19 protein-coding genes and 2 pseudogenes are annotated in these 20,411 nt (G+C 50.8%); 9 read left to right on the forward strand and 12 right to left on the reverse strand.

Translation table 11 applies throughout. The features are described from left to right. A pseudogene (locus AACR41_RS01200) lies at window positions 1–373 on the forward strand (photosystem II D2 protein (photosystem q(a) protein)); the annotation flags it as partial. Further along, complete coding sequence (gene psbC / locus AACR41_RS01205; RefSeq protein WP_030008145.1) at window positions 357–1,739, forward strand: photosystem II reaction center protein CP43; 1,383 nt, start codon at window positions 357–359, stop codon at window positions 1,737–1,739. The pseudogene AACR41_RS01200 and the gene psbC, both read left to right, overlap by 17 nt. A 100-nt stretch (window positions 1,740–1,839) precedes the next feature. Here the strand turns inward: psbC and AACR41_RS01210 are convergent. The 8 genes and pseudogenes from AACR41_RS01210 to AACR41_RS01245 form a co-directional block, all read right to left on the reverse strand. Next, window positions 1,840–2,704: pseudogene (locus tag AACR41_RS01210) on the reverse strand (NAD(P)-dependent oxidoreductase). Between the two features lie 37 nt (window positions 2,705–2,741). After that, window positions 2,742–4,205, reverse strand: coding sequence for a hypothetical protein (locus AACR41_RS01215; RefSeq protein ID WP_223209973.1), 1,464 nt, complete (start codon window positions 4,203–4,205; stop codon window positions 2,742–2,744). 57 nt (window positions 4,206–4,262) lie between these two features. Continuing rightward, on the reverse strand, window positions 4,263–4,718 hold the full coding sequence (locus AACR41_RS01220) for a methyltransferase domain-containing protein (RefSeq protein WP_229364904.1): 456 nt from the start codon (window positions 4,716–4,718) through the stop codon (window positions 4,263–4,265). Beyond that, entirely contained in the window at window positions 4,715–4,966 is a 252-nt protein-coding gene (locus AACR41_RS01225) for a hypothetical protein (protein WP_228657546.1), read from the reverse strand. Before AACR41_RS01225 ends, AACR41_RS01220 begins: the two co-directional genes overlap by 4 nt. A gap of 53 nt (window positions 4,967–5,019) precedes the next feature. Then, complete coding sequence (locus AACR41_RS01230; RefSeq protein ID WP_045442545.1) at window positions 5,020–5,730, reverse strand: lipoate--protein ligase family protein; 711 nt, start codon at window positions 5,728–5,730, stop codon at window positions 5,020–5,022. Beyond that, complete coding sequence (locus AACR41_RS01235) at window positions 5,730–6,758, reverse strand: mannose-1-phosphate guanylyltransferase (RefSeq protein ID WP_030008148.1); 1,029 nt, start codon at window positions 6,756–6,758, stop codon at window positions 5,730–5,732. Before AACR41_RS01235 ends, AACR41_RS01230 begins: the two co-directional genes overlap by 1 nt. A gap of 13 nt (window positions 6,759–6,771) precedes the next feature. Next, window positions 6,772–6,978 (reverse strand): hypothetical protein, encoded by a 207-nt coding sequence (locus tag AACR41_RS01240; RefSeq protein WP_012307167.1) that lies wholly within the window; start codon window positions 6,976–6,978, stop codon window positions 6,772–6,774. Window positions 6,979–7,017: 39 nt separating this feature from the next. After that, a complete protein-coding gene (locus AACR41_RS01245; RefSeq protein ID WP_030008149.1) occupies window positions 7,018–7,617 on the reverse strand; it encodes a tRNA-(ms[2]io[6]A)-hydroxylase in 600 nt (199 codons plus the stop codon). A gap of 151 nt (window positions 7,618–7,768) precedes the next feature. Between AACR41_RS01245 and AACR41_RS01250 the strand changes: the two genes are divergently transcribed. Together AACR41_RS01250 and AACR41_RS01255 are read left to right on the forward strand one after the other, a co-directional pair. Further along, window positions 7,769–8,014: a hypothetical protein gene (locus AACR41_RS01250; protein ID WP_012307165.1), complete on the forward strand. Its 246-nt coding sequence runs from the start codon at window positions 7,769–7,771 to the stop codon at window positions 8,012–8,014. Between the two features lie 11 nt (window positions 8,015–8,025). Further along, entirely contained in the window at window positions 8,026–8,874 is an 849-nt protein-coding gene (locus AACR41_RS01255; protein WP_030008150.1) for an alpha/beta fold hydrolase, read from the forward strand. Window positions 8,875–9,017: 143 nt separating this feature from the next. On the opposite strand, the gene gcvP is transcribed toward AACR41_RS01255, so the two are convergent. Next, window positions 9,018–11,912 (reverse strand): aminomethyl-transferring glycine dehydrogenase, encoded by a 2,895-nt coding sequence (gcvP, locus tag AACR41_RS01260; RefSeq protein ID WP_030008151.1) that lies wholly within the window; start codon window positions 11,910–11,912, stop codon window positions 9,018–9,020. A gap of 226 nt (window positions 11,913–12,138) precedes the next feature. Between gcvP and AACR41_RS01265 the strand changes: the two genes are divergently transcribed. The 4 genes from AACR41_RS01265 (at window position 12,139) to purQ (ending at window position 15,417) form a co-directional block, all read left to right on the forward strand. Beyond that, window positions 12,139–13,278: a hybrid sensor histidine kinase/response regulator gene (locus AACR41_RS01265; RefSeq protein ID WP_161768750.1), complete on the forward strand. Its 1,140-nt coding sequence runs from the start codon at window positions 12,139–12,141 to the stop codon at window positions 13,276–13,278. 22 nt (window positions 13,279–13,300) lie between these two features. Then, a complete protein-coding gene (locus AACR41_RS01270) occupies window positions 13,301–14,320 on the forward strand; it encodes a permease (protein ID WP_030008153.1) in 1,020 nt (339 codons plus the stop codon). A 92-nt stretch (window positions 14,321–14,412) separates the two neighbouring features. After that, entirely contained in the window at window positions 14,413–14,667 is a 255-nt protein-coding gene (gene purS, locus AACR41_RS01275; RefSeq protein WP_012307160.1) for a phosphoribosylformylglycinamidine synthase subunit PurS, read from the forward strand. 57 nt (window positions 14,668–14,724) lie between these two features. Beyond that, window positions 14,725–15,417, forward strand: a complete 693-nt coding sequence (purQ, locus tag AACR41_RS01280) for a phosphoribosylformylglycinamidine synthase subunit PurQ (RefSeq protein WP_030008154.1) — start codon at window positions 14,725–14,727, stop codon at window positions 15,415–15,417. An 86-nt stretch (window positions 15,418–15,503) separates the two neighbouring features. Here purQ and AACR41_RS01285 read toward each other — a convergent pair whose 3' ends face one another. Then, a complete protein-coding gene (locus AACR41_RS01285) occupies window positions 15,504–16,166 on the reverse strand; it encodes a hypothetical protein (RefSeq protein ID WP_030008155.1) in 663 nt (220 codons plus the stop codon). Between the two features lie 697 nt (window positions 16,167–16,863). Here AACR41_RS01285 and AACR41_RS01290 point away from each other — a divergent pair. Continuing rightward, window positions 16,864–19,137, forward strand: coding sequence for a ribonuclease R family protein (locus tag AACR41_RS01290; RefSeq protein WP_030008156.1), 2,274 nt, complete (start codon window positions 16,864–16,866; stop codon window positions 19,135–19,137). 79 nt (window positions 19,138–19,216) lie between these two features. Here AACR41_RS01290 and AACR41_RS01295 read toward each other — a convergent pair whose 3' ends face one another. Both AACR41_RS01295 and AACR41_RS01300 read right to left on the reverse strand, forming a co-directional pair. Continuing rightward, window positions 19,217–19,906 carry a hypothetical protein gene (locus tag AACR41_RS01295; RefSeq protein WP_223209974.1) on the reverse strand — a complete coding sequence of 230 codons (690 nt, stop codon included), beginning with the start codon at window positions 19,904–19,906 and terminating at the stop codon, window positions 19,217–19,219. A gap of 43 nt (window positions 19,907–19,949) precedes the next feature. After that, window positions 19,950–20,363, reverse strand: a complete 414-nt coding sequence (locus tag AACR41_RS01300; protein ID WP_030008158.1) for a DUF1824 family protein — start codon at window positions 20,361–20,363, stop codon at window positions 19,950–19,952. Window positions 20,364–20,411: the final 48 nt, after the last annotated feature.

The following is a 20,411-nucleotide window of genomic DNA, read 5'->3' on the forward strand; positions in this document are numbered from 1 at the left end:
GAATACCTTCCGCGCTTTTGAGCCGACCCAGGCAGAAGAAACCTACTCGATGGTGACCGCAAACCGTTTCTGGTCTCAGATTTTCGGGATTGCGTTTTCCAACAAGCGTTGGTTGCACTTTTTCATGCTGTTTGTGCCGGTGACTGGGCTATGGATGAGTTCTGTGGGGATTGTGGGTTTAGCATTGAACCTGCGTGCCTATGACTTTGTATCCCAGGAAATCCGCGCGGCGGAAGACCCCGAATTTGAAACGTTCTACACGAAGAATATTCTGTTGAACGAAGGTATGCGTGCATGGATGGCACCGCAAGACCAAATTCACGAACAATTTGTATTCCCTGAGGAGGTATTACCCCGTGGTAACGCTCTCTAATGCGCCCATTTCCGGTGGTCGTGATATCGAATCGACCGGCTTTGCGTGGTGGGCTGGTAATGCCCGCCTGATCAATCTCTCCGGTAAGCTCTTGGGTGCCCACGTTGCCCATGCTGGCCTTATCGTATTCTGGACTGGTGCGATGACTTTGTTTGAAGTCGCTCACTTTGTCGCAGAGAAGCCCATGCACGAGCAGGGTTTCATCCTGATGCCTCACCTCGCAACCCTTGGTTGGGGTGTCGGCCCTGGTGGTGAAGTTATTGATACTTTCCCCTACTTTGTCGTTGGTGTATTACACCTGATCTCTTCTGCGGTTCTCGGTCTGGGTGGTATCTACCATGCTGTCCGTGGCCCTGAAACCCTCGAAGAATATTCCAGCTTCTTTGGTTATGACTGGAAAGACAAGAACCAAATGACCAACATCATTGGTTATCACCTCATCCTCCTGGGTTGTGGTGCGTTGCTACTTGTCTTCAAAGCGATGTTCTTTGGTGGTGTATACGACACCTGGGCCCCTGGTGGTGGCGACGTGCGTATCATCAGTAATCCAACTTTGAACCCGGCAGTAATCTTTGGTTATCTGTTCAAAGCACCCTTCGGTGGCGAAGGCTGGATGATCGGTGTCAACAACATGGAAGATATTATCGGTGGCCACATCTATGTGGGTCTGATTTGTATCTTTGGTGGTATCTGGCACATTCTCACCAAACCTTTCGGTTGGGCCCGTCGTGCGCTCGTTTGGTCTGGTGAAGCTTATCTTTCCTACAGTCTCGGTGCGCTGTCTTTGATGGCCTTCATCGCGACTTGCTTTGTGTGGTTCAACAATACTGCTTACCCCAGTGAATTTTATGGCCCGACTAACGCTGAAGCGTCCCAGTCCCAGGCTTTGATCTTCTTGGCTCGTGACCAATCTATGGGTGCGAACGTTGGTTCTGCCCAAGGTCCCACTGGTCTTGGTAAGTACTTGATGCGTTCTCCTACCGGTGAAATTATCCTCGGTGGTGAAACCATGCGCTTCTGGGATTTCCGTGGTCCTTGGTTGGAGCCCCTCCGTGGCCCCAATGGTCTTGACCTCGACAAAATCCGCAATGACATTCAGCCTTGGCAGCTTCGTCGTGCGGCTGAATACATGACCCACGCCCCTAATGCTTCCATTAACTCTGTTGGTGGGATTATTACGGAGCCTAACTCCTTCAACTTTGTGAACCTTCGTCAGTGGTTGGCTGGTTCTCACTTTGTTCTTTCCTTCTTCTTCCTCGTTGGTCACCTGTGGCATGCTGGTCGTGCACGGGCGGCTGAGGCTGGTTTCGAGAAAGGGATTGACCGTGAGACTGAGCCCGTACTGAACATGAACGAACTCGACTAAGAATCTGTTGAGGCGTCAGTTTAGTTACTGAGTTTCATGAATAAAAACTCCTGCCCTAGGGTAGGAGTTTTTTGCTTGGGGCATACCAGCTTTAGAAGAATCAATACGAGCGGAACATGGCTTGGGTGCCTTGTTCGAGGGCATCAGCTAACTGGGCGGTGTCTTTAAATTTTTGGGTTGCTAAAGTTACACCGGGTAATTCCAAGTCTGAGAGACTTTCATTGACTAGGCGGAGGTCTTTGATGATGTGTTTGACCATAAAGCCCGGTCGAAAATCCCTGGCGGTAATTTTGTGACCGAGGTTGGCGATCGCCCAGGAACCAGCCGCCCCAGTCTGACAAACTTCGATCATTAAATCTGGGTCAAGGCCTTGGGATTGAGCCAACTGAATCGCTTCACAGAGGGCCACCATGTGGATTGCACAGAGGACTTGATTGCACATTTTCACAGCCTGGCCGCTACCTATCTCCCCGCAGTAGTAAATATTTTTTCCCATGGCTTTTAGGTAGGGTTTGGCTTCGTCAAAATCCGGGCGATCGCCTCCGACCATAATCGTCAAGGTGCCATTTTCTGCGCCAACATCTCCGCCACTGATGGGGGCATCGAGGAACCGGAGATTTTTTGTTTTGAGGGTTTTTGGCAATTTCCTGGGCCGCCGGTTTTCCAATGGTGCTGAAATCAATGATTAGGGCATTGGGTTTTGCGTCGTGGATTACCCCTTCTTCTCCTAAGAGAACCGATTTCACGTCGGGGACATCGCTCACACAACTAAAAATGTAATCTGCATCCTGTACCGCAGTGGCGATCGCCGGCGCAACAGACAAACCAGCGGCAGCGACCCTAGCTAAGTGGGGACTGGCAGCGGCACGGTTCCACACAGTGACTTGGTAACCTTTTTTCTGGAGGTTGAGGCTCATCGGTGCCCCCATGACCCCCATACCGAGAAATGCAATTTTTTTCGTCATCGTTTAAGTATCAATGATGATCAAGATCGCCTCTAGGTTACTCCGGGAACAACTGAATTTTCGGAGACTCTAGATCATCTGTGCCTTGTTCTAGGGGATCTGTCTCTGGGGAAATATCCGACTCTGGCACAGTGGGGCGTGGCTCAACCTCTGGCTCAGGAGCACTTTCAGCGGTTGCTGGGGGAGACGATGTTTCTGGTTCTACTTCTGATTCCGGTGCGGTTGGTTGCGGGTCTTCAACTTCTGGAGTGTTTGTGGTGGGAGCGACTTCTTCATCAATCTCTGGCGGAAGATCGGGTTGCTTAACTTCCAAAGATGACTCAGATTGATTCGGGCTTGCCTCCTCAACGGTCGCAGCGGGTTCTTCTTCGGTTGGCATTGCCTCAGGGAGATCAGGAGAAGGGCTGGATTCTGCTTCTGGTGCTACCTCTTCTTCTAAGGTTGGCAAGGTTTCTTCTGGAGCAGGGGTCATTTCTGTTTCTGCTGGTGGCGTCGCTTCATCAACTTCCGGAACAACGGTTGGTGCTGGCTCTAATGTTTCTTCTGGGGCAGCCGTTTCGACTTCGGGCGCAAGAGGTTTGGTGGTGACGAGGCGTTTCGCGGTTCTGAGGGAGAGTTTGTTTTGGACGAGCTTGGCGAGGGTGTCGTTGAGCTTCGGATCGTAGTTGATAACGCGGACAGGGCTATTGTAGGTATTTTCTAACAGTTCCCCTTGGTCATCGATAAATTCTAGCTTGAGCCAGTTTTCGCCTTTCTTGAAGCCTTCGAGGTAAATGGGATGCCAGTCATCGAGAATAAAGCTCTCACCATTGATGGTGATCCGGATACGCCAGTCATTCACATCATCACTATTGTCGGCCTGGGCAATGAAGTGCAGTGGGGCATTGGTCAGATAAAAATCCAACATGATCGGCTCAGCACCATAGGTTCCCTGGGGGCGGCTATAGGTGAGGAGGGGCTGTTGGAAATCAGGAATATTGTTATTACTTTTGGTGAAAATATTAAAAGTGGTTTCGGCGTAGGCACCTTCGTTTTTAAAGCTTTCGTGCCAAGGACGGGAAGCAAAGGCGCGGATCAGGTGGCTACCGGGACTGAGGTTTTCGAGGGTGACGGGTTTGCTGGTGTCGTAGACGGCAATGTAGGGCTGGTCATCGACAAAGAGGTGAATGTGCGGCCCCATGCCTAGTTCTTCGTCTTTGAAAATGGGTAGGTCATTGACCTGGAGTTGGACGTCGATGGTGGTGCTGTTAAAGGTTTCGTCGGGACGGGGACTGAGAATTTTGACCTGGGGTTGGTACTGGTCTAATTCTTGGCGCAGTTCGGTAATGAGGCTGGGCGTCGCCACTTCTGTGAGGGCTTGGGTGGTGACGGGCGTCGGTTCGCGATTGAGATCACTGGCGAGGCGGGCATCGAGGCGATCGCCACAACTCCACAGGCCCAATGCCAAAACAACGAGGAGAATAATCCGCTTAAACATTTCCCACAGTCCTTGATAAGCCACGCTTTTTATCTTCTCACTGACCTGACAAACCGCCAACATCCAATCAGAAGAATAGCTTTACCAGCGAATTTTATAGAGGTGAAACAGTTCGCCCGATTGTTCTTTGACGATTTTTGCGCCGGATTTTTTGATCAGGCCTTGCCAGTCGCTTAGGTCTTCGAGGAATACTTCCGCGCCCAGATAAGTTTCCAGGATTGACCAGTCTTCAGCCATGTCTTGGCTTGGGTCGATCACATCAAAGACAAAAAAGCCCCCTGGTTTGAGGATGCGCCGGACTTGTTCTAACACGGTTTCCCAATATTCTAAGGGATAGTAACAGCTAAATCCGGTGGCGATCGCCAAATCGAAAAAACTGTCCTGATAGCTTTCGAGGTGATGGGCGGGTTTGTTCGAGATGCCTTTAAACAGTTTGGAATTGAGCTGGGGGGCGCGGGATTGGAGGATTTCTGTGGCAACTTTACTGATGTCTTGGCCATAAAAATAGGCATTCCAATCGCGCCAAGGATAGATCAAAAAGCTGATTCCGCAACCGAGATCGAGGCAAGCTTGGTTTTTTTCGGTTGGGCCAGTTCCCAAAACTTCGAGGTAACGCGATTCTGGAGCTTACCGGATTGCCAGTCAAGAAAAATGGGCAGGGCTTGTACTTCGTCGGGGAGATCGGGCTTTTGGTTTTGATATTCTGCATCAAAACGTTTGGCGATCGCCTCCGTGAGGGTAAACCAATTTAATTCGCGGTTGTCGGTGGGTAACTGGGAAAACATGGGCCGCCCCGAAGTTTAGAAAATTCAAACCATTCCATTGTACAAGTCTCAATCTACAGGGAATCCGTCATCGCAAGTTGGGGGATAAAGTCAGTTTCAACAAGGCGGAGATTAAGGCTGAGTTGTAGTTGCTGGCAGAGGGTATTGATCATGTTTTGGATGTCATCGGCCACAAACGTAAGACCGGGGATTAGAGGCTCGCCAAAAACTTTTTCATATAGTTCTGGATCGGAATTTAGACGAATCGAACCGTGCTGCAAAATTGCCCCTTGGCGACGCAATTGCGCTGATCCAATCAGTTTATAACCAGATTCCGTTACCAAATCTGCCTTGGTATGGGTGCGAAAACAGCTATCAAAATGCCCGTAATTTCGTTGCTGGTGGCCATAACTTAAAGGAATTCCCAATTCCCCAAACCCAGCGATGAGAAATTGGCAGAGGGTTTCGTAGTTTGTTTGGCGATCGCCTTTTAACCCAGACGTAATAATCGCGTAGGTGAGGTCTCCCTGATGGAGTACCGCTCGCCCACCGCTCGGACGCCGCACCAGCTCAATTTTTTTGCCTTGGTAGGTCAAATCATTCCAAAAATCAGGATATTTTCGCTGATGGTAGCCCAGGGAAATCGCCACCGGTTCCCAGGTATAAAATCGCAGTACGGAGGGGATTTTGCCCTGGAGATGCTGATCCAAAAGCCAGGCATCGATCGCCATTTGGGTTTCCCCAGACGCTTCGATGGGCGGAATATAGTGCCAGACTCCAGTCATTACAAAAGATTTTTCGGGAGATAGCCGAGGATTTTTTTAATATCCTGGGTGCGGTGCTTATCCACAATCAAAGTCACATCCCCCTGGCGCACCACCACCACGTCCGCAACTCCTAGGGTTACTACCGTTTCGTCGGGATTATCACTGTAGACAATCGCCCGTTCTGTCTCGAAGGCATGGTGATTCCCCACACAAACATTCGTCACCGCATCAGGGGGTAACAATCTTTCGAGCGATCGCCAATCCCCCAAATCATCCCAACCGAACTCTGCGGGCAACACATAGGCATGGGCCGTTTTTTCCATCAGGGCGTAGTCGATACTAATTTTCGGCAAGCTATTGTAAGCGTCGATCCCCTCATTTTGGAGCGGTTCCAGAATTTCCGGGGCGTAGCTGGCGAGTTCCTGGAGTACCGTGAGGATCGAAAAGAGGAAAATCCCACTGTTCCAGCTAAATTTGCCCGTTTCTAAAAAGGATTTTGCCACAGCCGTACCGGGTTTTTCGTAGAACTGATTCACCTTAAAAATGCCCGTTTCAACCGCTTCTCCCTGCTCGATATAGCCGTAACCTGTGGCGGGATAGTCCGGTTTGATGCCGATGGTGGTGATCGCCAATTTATCTTTGACAAAATTCGCCGCCTGGTCGAGGGTTGCCCGGAATTTATCTGGGTCGCCAATCCAATGATCCGCCGGGAAAAAGGCCACCACCGTATCCTCTGGGTAGTATTGCGCCAGCTCTAAACAAGTCCAGGCGATCGCCGCGGCCGTATCCCGTCGTTCTGGTTCTACCAAAATATTACGCTGGGGCAGTTGGGGCAGTTGTTCCCGCACCAGATCCGCAACTTGCGCCGCCGTAATCACCCAGAGATCTGTCCAATTGTCCTGGGAAACTAAACGATTTGCCGTCGCTTGGAGCAAACTCACCCCAGACCCATCGAGGCTGAGGAACTGTTTCGGGCGGTCTTGACGACTGAGGGGCCAAAAACGTTCGCCCTTACCACCAGCCAAAATTACGGGAATGAAAGTCATAGGTTGGGAGTGCTTAATTACGGTAGGCCTTCGCCGAAGCGCGAATCCAGGTTACAGCAGCAATGGTAAAGGGGATCAAGAAAAATAAAAAGCCAAACCAGAGGGAATTTGCCCGCACAAAGGGCTGGCTGATCATTAGGGCAATAATGAGGCCACAGTAAACCAGCCCCGCCACGGGCAAGCCCAAAACCAGCAAAATAAATTTTGTATCCCGATCCATCCTGCCAAATTCCCTTGGTAAATACCGTTGCCGTTGATTCTAGCTATGGATTCGGGGTTCCGGGTGGAGGGTCGAGAGAATTTCACTTTCGGCGATCGCCAATTCTTCAAGCCGCTGATTGACTAAATCTTGCTCGTAATAGGTCGTTGCCAATACCCAATAAGCCCCATAATGCCGCGCTTCCGAGGCCATTAAGCCCCGATAAAATTTCGCCAAATCCGGCTCCGGGCAATGTTCTCCCAAAAGTCCTAAACGTTCGTGGGAGCGGGCTTCGATCAAGGCCGAAATTAACAACGAATCCAACAGCCGTTCCGGTTCCTGGGGCCGGATCAATTTGCGCAACTGGCCGCCATAGGGGGGCGCATTCAACGGCGCGAGGGGAATATTTTTCCGTTCTAGCCACTGGTTCACCAGCTCGAAATGCTCTAATTCTTCCTTGGCGATCGCCGTTAATGCTTTCACCAGTTCCACCGCCGACGGATACCGGAACATCATATTGAGGGCGACCCCTGCCGCTTTCCGTTCACAGTGGGAGTGATCCAGCAAAATCGTATCCAAATTATTGAGGGCGAGTTCGATCCATTCCGGGCGGGTCGGCTCCTGGAGAAACTTGATCCGGGGTAAAGTCGCAGCAGTCATAGATTTGGGGAGATGGCGGACAACTCAACAGTATATAGTTTCCCCAAGCCCGATGCAGAATAGCCGCTATCGAGAGCAAGTTTCCTGCGAGAACGGCCACAACTCTTTATAATTTTTGGAGCAAAATTTACCGTAGCAAAGGCGATCGCCCATGAATTTTAATGTCAGAAAAAACAAATTGACTTGGTACATTACTGCCCAGATTGGGGTTTTGATGTTTCCCTTTGGCCTCTGTCTCCTGGGGGAGTCGATCACCCGTCGCATTAATGGGGAACCCTGGTTTTGGTGGGGCACTGTGAGCCTAATTGTCGTTAATGCTGGCCTGGGGCTGATGATCGAAAGTGGCCTGATTGGTGGCTTTCCCCGCAATAACAGCGACGACAAAGCAGAATCTTAGACTTTTTTACCATGACTTTTATTCCCCCAAAGAAGCATACTGCGGCAATTAACGGCCTCCCCTTGAGCTACTACGAATGGCATCCGGGTGGTGAACCCGTTGTGCTCCTCCATGGCCTTGCGGATCATGGTTTGGTGTGGGCCAGCTTGGGGGAAAGTCTGGGGAAAAAATACCATGTGGTTGCCCTGGATCTGCGGGGTCATGGGGACAGTGGCAAACCGGAAACGGGTTATACTTTCGCCGATTACAACGCTGATCTGGACGGCATTTGTCAGCATTTCGGCTGGTCAAAGGTGAATCTCCTCGGCCACAGTTGGGGGGCAAAAATTGCTGCTGTTTGGGCAACCCAAAATCCTGACAAGGTAAAAAGCCTCATTCTTGCTGATCCTTTTTTCATGGGAAAATTGCCCCTCTGGTGGCGTTACACTTTCCCCATTGGCTACCGAGTGCTTCCCTTTTTAAAACTTTTAGGCCAGTTCGAGAGCTATCACCAGGCCGAGGCGATCGCCAAAAAACTGAAGCAATATCGCGGCTGGAACGAGTGGCAACAGGCGATTTGTCGGGAAAGCTTTCTGGAAAATCCCGACGGCACCTGGACAAGCAAATTTGTGAAACGCGCCTGCGATGAAATTTTCCTCGATATTCTCCGGGTCAATGGCCTCACACAACCCCTAGAAATGCCGAGCCTGTTTGTGCAGCCAGAGGGAGGGTTAAATCGCCTCGAATTTCAGCTCAAGCCCTACCGTCAATATTTAACGAATCTCCAATGGCAAAAAGTCCCCGGCAACCACTGGGCCCACATGGTCGAACCGGAAGCCTTTAATCAGGCGATCGCCAATTTTCTCTCTAGAAGTTTATAGATATCTCACACCAGACCATCGTGATCTTTTCGGCGATGAAAATATGATGTGTCATTAATTTTGGGAGTAAATATCCAATCCAAAAGGCGATCGCTCCTAATCATGGCAGGGGTTCACCAGCGTCAACCCCAATCATCATCGCGTTAATCTTCTCTGTATGCCTCCATCCCCTCACAGGAGCAGACCAAATTTCTGTCCCCATAGGCATTATCAATCCGGCCCACCGTCGCCCAGAACTTATGCTGTTTCAACCAAGAGGCAGGATAGGCCGCCACCTCACGGGAATAGGGATGACTCCATTCGCCACAAATAACCGACTCTGCCGTATGGGGCGCATTTTTCACCGGATTATCTTCCTTAGAAATTTTGCCCGCTTCAATCAGGCGAATTTCCTCCCGAATCGCAATCATCGCCTCACAGAAACGGTCTAACTCCTCTAAAGATTCACTTTCAGTGGGTTCGATCATCATCGTCCCCGCCACAGGCCAAGAGATTGTCGGCGCATGGAAACCATAATCCATCAAACGTTTTGCCACATCCTCCACCGTAATGTCTGCCGATTTCCGCAGATCCCGCAGGTCGATAATGCATTCATGGGCCACGCAACCATTGGTTCCTTTAAACAACACCGGATAATGGTCATCCAAGCGTTTGGCGATGTAGTTGGCACTGAGGATTGCCGCTTTTGTCGCTTTCGTTAAACCGGCTGTTCCCATCATGGCGATGTACATCCAAGAGATCGGCAGAATACTCGCACTCCCAAACGGAGCTGCCGAAATTAAGCCAATATTGTCGGTATTCCCGTCTAAATTGGTCTTGGGCAGATAGGGGACGAGGTGGGCGGCGACACCAATCGGGCCAACCCCAGGCCCCCCGCCACCGTGGGGAATACAGAAGGTTTTATGTAAATTCAGGTGACAAACATCCGCACCGAAATCCCCCGGCCGACAAATGCCCACCATCGCATTCATGTTTGCGCCGTCGAGGTACACCTGGCCGCCGTTGTCATGGACGATTTGACAAATATCTCTGATCCCCACCTCAAAAACCCCGTGGGTCGAGGGATAGGTGACCATTAACGCGGCGAGATTCTCTTTATATTTTTCGGCTTTAGCTTTGAGATCCTCTAGTTCAATATCCCCTTGGCTACTGCAACATTTAATCGGGATCACCTTAAAACCACACATCACTGCACTGGCTGGGTTTGTGCCGTGGGCGGATTCGGGAATCAGACAAATATTCCGCTGGCGATCGCCGTTTTTGATGTGGTACTGACGAATCACCTGTAACCCTGCATATTCCCCTTGGGAGCCAGCATTGGGTTGGAGAGAAACTCCGGCAAAACCCGTAATTTCAGCGAGCCAATGTTCTAACTGGTCGCACATCTGCTGGTAGCCCTTGGTTTGGCTGCGGGGCGCAAAGGGATGCATCTTGCCAAAACTCGCCCAAGTGACCGGCATCATTTCCGCTGTGGCATTGAGTTTCATCGTGCAGGAACCCAACGGAATCATCGAGGTGGTCAGCGATAAATCTTTGCTCTGGAGGTGGTGAATATAGCGTAGCAACTCCGTTTCGGAACGATAGCGATTAAATACGGGATCCGTTAAAAAGTCACTGGTACGGCGGAGCGTTTCAGGGAAGTTCGGCGTAAAATTCTGGGCGAGCTGGGCGTAGGTAAAGGGAATTTCGGCATCGCTAAAAATTGCCCAAATGGTTTCAATCTCGCTGGCGACCGTGGTTTCATCGCAACTGATGCCGATATTACCGTCCGCAAAGTAGCGGAAATTATAGCCCTGTGCCTCGGCGCGTTGGCGAATGGCTTGCGCTTGCTCTGCCGTGGTTTGAACTTTAATGGTGTCAAAAACGGGTTCGCGATTCACCGCAAAACCGAGTTTATCCAAGCCTGTCGCCAGAATTTGCGTGTGTTGCTGCACTTGGGTGGCGATCGCCTTCAACCCAGCCGCCCCGTGGTAGACCCCATACATCGAAGCCATCACTGCCAGCAGCACCTGGGCCGTACAAATATTACTGGTCGCCTTGTCCCGTCGGATGTGCTGTTCACGGGTTTGCAATGCTAGCCGTAAAGCGGGTTGACCCTGACTATCCTTTGAGACGCCGACGATGCGCCCCGGAATTTGCCGTTGATATTTTTCTTTCGTCGCAAAATAAGCCGCGTGAGGCCCACCATAACCGAGGGGAACCCCAAACCGTTGACTCGTTCCCACCGCAATGTCTGCGCCCATTTCTCCCGGTGGCGTGAGGACACATAAACTCAATAAATCCGCTGCCACCGTGGCGATCGCCTTTTGGTCGTGAGCTTTTTGAATAAACGCCCGATAATCAAAAATTGCGCCGTCCGTCGCTGGATATTGCAACAACACCCCAAACACAGCATCAGTCATCTCAAAGGTGCGATGATCACCAACGATCACCTGAATGTCTAGGGGAATCGCCCGTGTCCGCACCACCTCAATCGTTTGCGGATGGCACAATTCCGACACAAAAAACGTATTCACCTGCTTCTTTTTACAGAGTCCATAGCTCATCGCCATCGCCTCCGCCGCCGCTGTCCCCTCATCCAACAACGACGCATTGGCAATCTCCAGCCCCGTCAACTCGATCACCATCGTCTGGAAATTTAACAACGCTTCTAGACGACCTTGGGCAATTTCCGCTTGATAGGGCGTGTAAGCCGTGTACCAACCCGGATTTTCTAAAATGTTGCGCTGAATCACGGGCGGGGTCACACAGTCGTAATAGCCCATGCCGATGAAATTTTTGTAAACCTGATTTTGGTTGGCGATCGCCGCCAGGGTGTGTAAAGCCTCTTGTTCCCCCTTCGCAGCGGGTAAATTCATTGCTAATTTTTGGCGAATCTTGGCGGGAACCGCTTGATCAATCAAGGTTTCCAACGCGTCATACCCTAAAAATGCCAGCATTTTTGCCATTGCCCCATCACTAAGACCAATGTGACGGCGAGCAAAAGAATGATCCTCAGAAGCATGAGAAAGCGGCGGCAACTGTTGCAAATTAACCATGAAATCACCAGAAAAAAGCAGGCTTAAGCACTTATCATAATAGGGAAAAATCACCCCCCACGGGCTGCTGATGTGGTTCTCCAACCTAAGATTTCCCATCACAACATCCCCCAACCCCAGCGTAAGGTCGCCCACCCCATGTCCCTAATGTCTCTCCGGGCGGGACTGTGGGCCCTAGGCCATACCCTTTTCCCTCAACGCTCATCCGATGGAGGTTCTACACTTTGTGGCGACCATTTTAGTCATTGAAGATGAACTCAGTGTTTTAAATATTTTGCGGGACATTCTAACCGCCGAAGGGTTTGCTGTAATCACAGCGACCGATGGGCAAATCGGCTTAGAAACGGCCTATGCGCAGCTCCCCGATCTCATTATTTGCGACGTAAATTTACCGCGATTAGACGGATATGGTGTCCTCAAAGCGCTCCATAGCAACTCAACCACCACCACTATTCCGTTTATTTTTCTGTCAGCCCGCGCTTCCCGTTCCGCCCAACGCCAAGGGATGGATCTAGGGGCCGATGATTACATTCCCAAGCCTTTTACCCGTCAGGAACTGCTCAATGCGATCCGGGGACGCCTCAGTCGCCGTCAGGGTCTCGCCCAACATTCAGCGCAACAGTTAGAGCAACTGCGACGCAATTTAACCATGGCCCTTCCCCATGAGCTGCGCACTCCCCTCCAAGGCATCATGACCTCAGCGGAGTTGCTGGGGGAATGTTGGGAAACCCTAGACCGCCAAGAAATCCGAGAAATTAGTGAGAGCATTCGTATTTCAGCCAGTCGCCTCCATAATTTAATCCAAAAGTTCTTGCTATACACCAAGCTCGATTTAGCCACCCACGATCCCGACGATTTTCACCTCTGGTATAGCCCTGTCACCGAGAAAAGTGACACGCTCATCACTACTTTGGCCCGACAAATTGCCAAACAATACCAGCGACCAGAGGACTTGAAGCTGGAGTTATGTGCGGCGAAGGTTGCAATCTCAGAGAAGTGGCTTGTTACCCTGGTGCAGGAAATTGTCGATAATGCGTTTAAATTTTCGGAGCACACTTCCCAAACCCAGAAACGCATTCTGCTGAAAAGTCGGATCAATGGCAATGTATGGCAGTTAGCGATCAAAGACCATGGTCGTGGCATGAGCCCAGAGCAGATTCGGGCCTTGGGGGCCTATATGCAGTTTGACCGTCAACAGTATGAGCAGCAGGGGTCTGGTCTCGGATTGGCGATCGCCGAACGGATCGCAAAAATTTATAATGGGACGGTGACGATTAAGAGTACTGTAGGGACAGGAACCACGGTGATTGTCACATTTCCGACTGCGACTTCGGAACAAATTCCGACAGAAAACCGCCTCAGTTAGTGCCCGCTGTTATTTTTTCTCCATGAGTCAATTACACAATGCCTTTACCCTGTTTGTCAGCCTGTTGGTGGAGGCGATGCCCTTTCTGCTACTGGGGGTAATCCTTTCGAGTGTGCTGTTGGTGTGTGTAGATGAACGCCAACTGATCCAGCGTTTACCGAAAAATCCAGTTTTAGGGGCTTTTATGGGCAGTTGCATCGGGTTTTTGTTTCCGGTGTGTGAATGCGGCAATGTGCCCGTGGCCCGTCGCTTTATGCTCCAGGGGATTCCCACGTCCGTGGCGGTAGGTTTTTTGCTGTCGGCCCCCACCTTAAATCCGGTGGTAATTTGGTCGACTTGGATCGCCTTTCGGGGCCAACCGGAAATCGTCCTCTATCGGGTGCTGGGTTCCTTGGCGATCGCCACCATCGTCGGCACAGTGTTTAGCGTCGAATCAGACCCCAAAAAGCTGCTCCAACCGAAACTGGCCCAACGCTTAAAATTTGTCCAGCAGGTCAACGAAAACCAGGCCCAGGCAGCGAACACCAGTCCTCTGCTCCAATCGGGGACATTTTTCCTCGGTGCCCAGCAGACAGTCCCCCTCGAAACAGTGGCGACCCAAATGCCAGCACCAGCGACGACCCAAGATCGGAGCTTTAAAACCCTCTTTGGGGCCTTGATTAACAATATTTCTGTGGAATTGCGGGAACTGGGGGCGGTATTGATTTTCGGCAGTGCGATCGCCGCGTTGATCCAAGTCTTTGTGCCCAGGGAAGTCGTCTTGAGTCTAGGCCAAGGGACGATTACCTCCATTGTGGCGATGATGCTGTTGGCGGCGATTGTTTCCATCTGTTCGACGGTAGATTCTTTCTTTGCCCTGTCCTTTGCTTCCACCTTCACGACAGGTTCCCTGCTGGCCTTTTTGATTTTCGGGCCAATGATCGATATCAAAGCAGTCGGCCTGATGCTCTCAATTTTCAAACCCCGCTTTATCCTGTATTTTTTCCTCTTGGCGGGTCAGCTCACCTTTCTTTTTGCCCTCGGCTATAGCTATTTCCTTTAGGGGGCCAGGGAATTTTTGCGGGGAGACGCGTTTCAGTTTTCCAGAAGTCCGCCGCAACGTACAATAAAAACCGTCTTCACAGTTTGAGTTCTATGCAGTACCACGCACAAGTTTATGTTACTCTCCGTCCCTCTGTTCTTGATCCGGCTGGTGCCGCTGTCGAATCAGGTCTAAGTCAATTGGGCCATGGGGGCGTCTCTGGGGTACGCATTGGGAAATATATCGAATTAAATCTTGCCGCCGCTGACGAAGCAGAAGCCAAGGCGAAAGTGGATCAAATGTGTGATCAACTGCTTACCAACCCAGTGATTGAAAATTATCGCTTCGACCTCACCCCCCTGAAATAACGATAAATTTCTGCCCGATCTTCCCTTGCAATCTTTCAATTAATTGGTAACGACACGATGAAATTTGGTGTAATTGTTTTCCCTGGCTCAAACTGCGACCGTGACATGGCAATGGTGACGGAAGGGATTTTTGGGCAGCCGACACGGATGGTCTGGCACCAGGAAACAGATATTACGGACATCGATGTGATTGCGGTGCCTGGGGGCTTTAGCTACGGGGATTATCTCCGCTGTGGGGCGATCGCCCGCTTTTCTCCGGTGATGCAGAGCGTCATCGACCATGCTAATCAAGGGAAATATGTGCTGGGGGTTTGTAATGGCTTTCAGGTGTTGACGGAAGTGGGTCTGCTGCCTGGGGCTTTGGTGCGCAACCGAGATCTGCACTTCATTTGCGATCGCCAATATCTCCGGGTTGAAAACAATGATCGGGTCTGGACAAGGGGTTACCGCCAAAACCAGGTGATCAATATTCCCATCGCCCATGGAGAAGGACGCTACCATGCCGACCCCGAAACCCTCAAGGCGATCGAAGATAAAGGTCAAGTTCTCTTCCGTTACTGTGATGCCCAAGGCAATGTAAATGAGGCTGCCAATCCCAACGGTTCTCTCAACAACATCGCCGGTATTACCAACCAAGCTGGCAATGTTTTAGGAATGATGCCCCACCCAGAACGGGCCGCCGATGGCAGTCTCGGTTTAGTAGACGGGAAAGGTTTATTTGAAGGGCTCTTAAACCTCGTTGCCGGATAGCTTGAAGATTAGGCGAAAGCAGCAAAAAGCCGCTCTAGACGATCATTAAGGTGCGAAACGAGTATCTAACTGCCGAGGCCCAAAAATTAAGAGGGCGTCGGTTGAGACTCCAGGTAGCGTAGAAATTCTAGCAACTCATCATCGGATAACAATTGGCGCGATCGCTTGCCATAGGTTTCTAGCAAGTAAGTGCGGCCCTGCTCACTAGACCAGCGCAAGCGCTTGAGTTCCACATCGGTGCGGGCAATAATCTCAGAAAAATCTAACGCATCTGTCGAGCTGCCTGCCGACCCTAAATCTAAGCTCGTATCAGGTGTCGCTTGGGGCTGATTTAGGGGGATTTCGGGAGTCTGGTCTACGACCGGCGCCGGAGATGGCAAGGGCAAATCATTTTGATGGCTCGGTATTGAGACTGGATTTGTCGGGGTTGCAACCGTTGGTGTGGAGGTAGCCATGACAGGTGCTGGTTTTGCAGAGACGACCGGGGCTGCTGGAGGAGATTGAACGGGCATGGTCTGCTTCGCGGGGGCTGGTGCCGGAATTGCCCCAGATCCCAAAAGATTTAACGCCCGGATTCTTGCTTGATCCTCCGCCTGTTCCACAGAGGGGGCTGCCGCCAAACCACTGGCGAGTTTTTTCCCTTCCAATTCCACCACAACCCGCACAATAAACTGGCCATGTTCAATGGCTGCCAGTTCACTGATTAAGCCCCCGTAGGGATAACGCTGCCGAAAAATCTCTGGTGTCATGGAACGCAATAGGAAAAATTTGACTCAATTTATTAGTTGAGTGCAATTGTACCCTTATTCTTCCTGATTCAGGGCAATTTGGTGGTGAATTCCCTAGAGGCCATGGAGAGAATTCCCTTGACAGGGTACAATATCGAAAAAGCATTGTGACAAGATAGTCAACACATACGTCTAGTGGCTTGGTCATTTAGATTTTGCCCTTGTCCCAGCCGCGATTGTATCGGACGATCCTCCTTTAATCACATTGCTTGTTTTTCCGTCGGGTTTGCTTAGCCACAGGCAGTCCCTGCTCTTTTCCTGAAACACGTCTTTTTGGGTCAGTTTCAGAACCAAGTCCCCGCCATAGCCGTTTCCTAAACGTAATGACCTCTAGAAGGGTTGGTGTGGGAGCTCCCCTGTTCGATGTTTGCTCAAGTTTTTCGACTGTGTACTTGCGAACTTGTCATTTCCTGAGGTGTTATCGGCCTCGCCCCCATTAGGCTTTGTTTCTTTTGTGAAACGGGCCATCCTTTCGGAAAGGGCATTGTTTTGATCAGTCAACCTTGGGGTTCCTGGGGAATTTGTGGCGTTTCCCATCAGAAATACAGGTCTGTTGACTGTCTAGGTTTAATGATAGCGACAAACAACAGACTGATACTGCTTTTCTGGTGGACTGTTGTCGTTTCACTTTACTTTCTAACGAAAAGGATAGTTTTGCATGGATTTTTCAATCGCCACACTGCTGTCTTTCTTTACAGATGACAAATTGGTTGCCGGTAAATTCCTCGAAAAGAAATTAGAGTGTCGCTCTGAGGAAGATACAGAACAGCTCCAGATTATTCTTGATGCCCTAGAGCGCTCGAATATTTTGGTGAAGGAACGGGGTAAATACCGCCGGGTGCCGGAAGCGGATGTGGTCGAGGCAAAGCTACGGTGTTCGAGTAAGGGTTTTTGTTTTGCGATCCAGGATTCTGAGGATGCTGATGATATTTATATCCGGGAAAGTTATCTCAGTAATGCTTGGAATGGCGATCGCGTTTTAGTCAAAATCATCAAAGAAGGAACGCGGCGGCGATCGCCAGAGGGAGTAGTCCGTTTAATTTTAGAACGGGCCAATCCTTCCCTCCTAGCGCGGGTGGTCCAAAAAGACGAAGGCTTCCGGGCAGTGCCCCTTGACGATCGCCTCTTGTTTGAACTTGAACTCCAGGACGAAACGGATCGACTCCAGCAGGCCATTGATCACCTCGTCCATGTTTCGGTGGTGCAATATCCCATTGCCCAGTACCTCCCCCAGGGGTCTGTCACCAAGGTGTTGGGGAGTGATGCCGAGGCCGCCGCTGACACGGATATTGTCTGTTGTAAACATGATTTACTGCGCCAATTTCCCGAGGAGGTTTTGGCTGCCGTTAAAGACATTCCCACAAAACTAACCAAAAAAATGCTCGCCAAGCGGCGGGATTTTCGCGACCAATTAACCATCACCATCGAGGATGAAATTCACCTCACCCCGGAGAATCAAGCCTTTATTGAAAATGCATTTACGCTCCAAAAAACCGAAGCTGGCCAGTGGCAACTGGGCATTCATTTGGCGGATGTGGCAGAATTCGTTCCGGCCCAGGGTGTTTTGGATCGGTGGGCGAAAAAACACGGCACGGCAGTATTTCTCGGTCAAATGACCATTCCGCTATTTCCGCCAGAATTTAAGGAGAAAGTAGAGCTTCGTCCTGGGGGCGATCGCCTGACGATGTCCATTCTCCTCACCTTTGATGATCAGGGGAACGTGGCAGAATTTGAAATTACCCCCAGTGTGATCCGCGTTAACCAGAGCCTAAGTTACCAAAAGATTCAGCATCTCCTCAGTAGTGGAGAAACCGCAGAGGCTGAGCTGGCCGATGTCGCAACCCTGCTGAATGATTTAATTTTTAACCTCAGTCCTTTAGTCAAAGCCCAGCGCCTGCAACGGGGCGGTTTCCAGATTTCTCTACCCGAAGTAACTTCTGCTTTTAAAGATGAAGGGCGTTTTGGGACGATGATTGTTTCACCGAGTTTGCCGGTGCGGTCTCTCTTGGCAGAGGTAATGATCCTGGCGGGTCGAGCGGTGGCCCAACATATGCTGGCCCTAGAACTGCCAGCCATCTATTGCTACCAAGCGAATCCTGATTTTGAGAGCCTCGAAAATCTCATTAAGTTGGGCAATAATCTAAACCTGAAGCTCAAGCTCGAATCGGAAGAGGAGCTGTTACCCCACGATTATCAGCACTTTATCCAAGAGTTCAGCCAAACAGACATGACAAAGATCCTGAACTATCTACTTCAGGAAACCCTCGATGTTCCCCGCTATGGTGCCCATCCCCACCCCCATTTTGGCTTGGCCTACCGGGACGGTTATAGTCGTGTCTGTGCGCCGGGACAACGCTATGGTGACTTGGTGATGCAGCGCATTTTAAAACTCATTTTCTCTGAGGGGCGCGATCGCCGTTCGAGTCGTGTCAAGGTCGGGGTTAACCTCGGCAGCAGCACTTGTCATAACCAGGTGAACTGGAAAGTGCTACCAACGCCGATCCAAACGGAATTAGAAGAAACCATTGCCAGCCTAATTTTGCAACTCAACGACCAAGAGAAGGTGGCCGATGACGCCGAAAAGGATCTCCAGGGACTCCAAAAGGCTGAAAAGATGAAGGCCCACACGGGGCATACCTTTAAGGGGCTGATCACTGGGGTGCAGTCCTATGGTTTCTTTGTGGAAATTGAGGATCTGCTCGTGGAAGGTCTTGTCCATGTCAGTTCCCTCAAGGATGACTGGTATGAATATCGCGCCCGACACAGTTGTCTGGTGGGTCGGAAAAATCGCACTGCCTATCGCCTCGGCAATACCGTCGATGTGGAAGTGAAGAGTGTCGATTATTATCGGCAACAGATTGATCTGGCGATCGCCAAAAATACCAATTCAGACCCAGATGACGCGGCTGCGGAAAATTGGGAAGAAGAATAATCACCCGTCTATGACTCAGCTGATGGGGGAAGCATTCAACGCTTCCCTCTTTTTTTGTGACGATACGGCCCCCGGTGGCCTAGGGCATCCACTCCAGGAAAAAACCCACCTTACTTTCCTTTGCCGCACTCGAATTATGCTTTTGAATTTCCGTCGCCGCCCGCCAGTGGGAGGTGAAGGCATAGCCGGCCCCTAGGGTCGTGATCCCCATTTCCTCTGGGGTCGCTAAGTTAACAAACTGTTGACTCAGGCTAATGTTCGAGGCCCCAGAGCGCGACAAATTAAGCTGCAACTTGGCGCCCACCTCTAGGCCTTCTCGTTCGTAATCTGGGCCAGAAAAGGATTGATAGCCGAGACTAGGGGCAATATTAAAGCGGTTGCCGAGGGGGAGTAAATAATAGTTGGCACGGGCGGCCACCTGGGTGCGATCGCCACTAAACAGGGTATGACCTTCGGCACTGAGGGTCAGGGGAAAATCGGGTTTTACAAAAATATCTTCAACGCCGACACTGATGCCCCCCTGGTGATCATTGCTGGGAAATTGGGCATACCCAAGCCGCCAGCGGGTCTGAAAACTCGGTTCGTGGCGAATGCTATGGAGCACATCGGGAATCCCTTCTTCGCTCCATCGTTGCAGTACGGGGCTATTGTCAAAGGTTTCTGGGGGCAAATCAAGTTGCTCTGGGGTGAGGGTTTGGGCTAGACCTAGAGGGGCAAAGGCGATCGCCAAACTATTGGCCAGCACAACGTTCTGTAATCCGTTTCTCAAGGTTAATGCTCCCCACCACAACAAATCTTTTTCCTATCCTAGACTATCCCGCAAACAGATCGAGGGGGAAATGGCCATAGGTACCAGCGAGTTCCGGTTCAGGGGATTGCAGCGCCACTAAAACGCCCCGATACTGCCCCACATAGTCATCGAGGTAATGGCTCATTTTTTGGGTATTGAATTTTAAATACACTGGGCGATCGCCCCATTCGCCTGGATCAATGGCGATCGCCGCATCGTAGCCTAAACCCCGGAGATACTGCTGCACCGTTGTTGTGGCGACGGCAACGTTATCTGCGCAGATGCCAATATTTTCCCAGTCCGCCGCCTGACAAGCCAAACGCAAATTTTGCCGGAGGGTTTCCCGTTCGGCTGCTGATTCTCGGACGGGGGTAGTCACACAGCTTTTTTGCTGCAAAAGGGCGATCGCCGCCGTCAACTCTGGGGAGATACTCATCGGTTATGTCACAAAATAGGCTCGATTTAGCCTAGCAGACTCCCTAGG

The sequence above is a fragment of the Picosynechococcus sp. NKBG042902 genome (genome assembly GCF_963864045.1).
Classification (GTDB): domain Bacteria; phylum Cyanobacteriota; class Cyanobacteriia; order Cyanobacteriales; family MRBY01; genus MRBY01.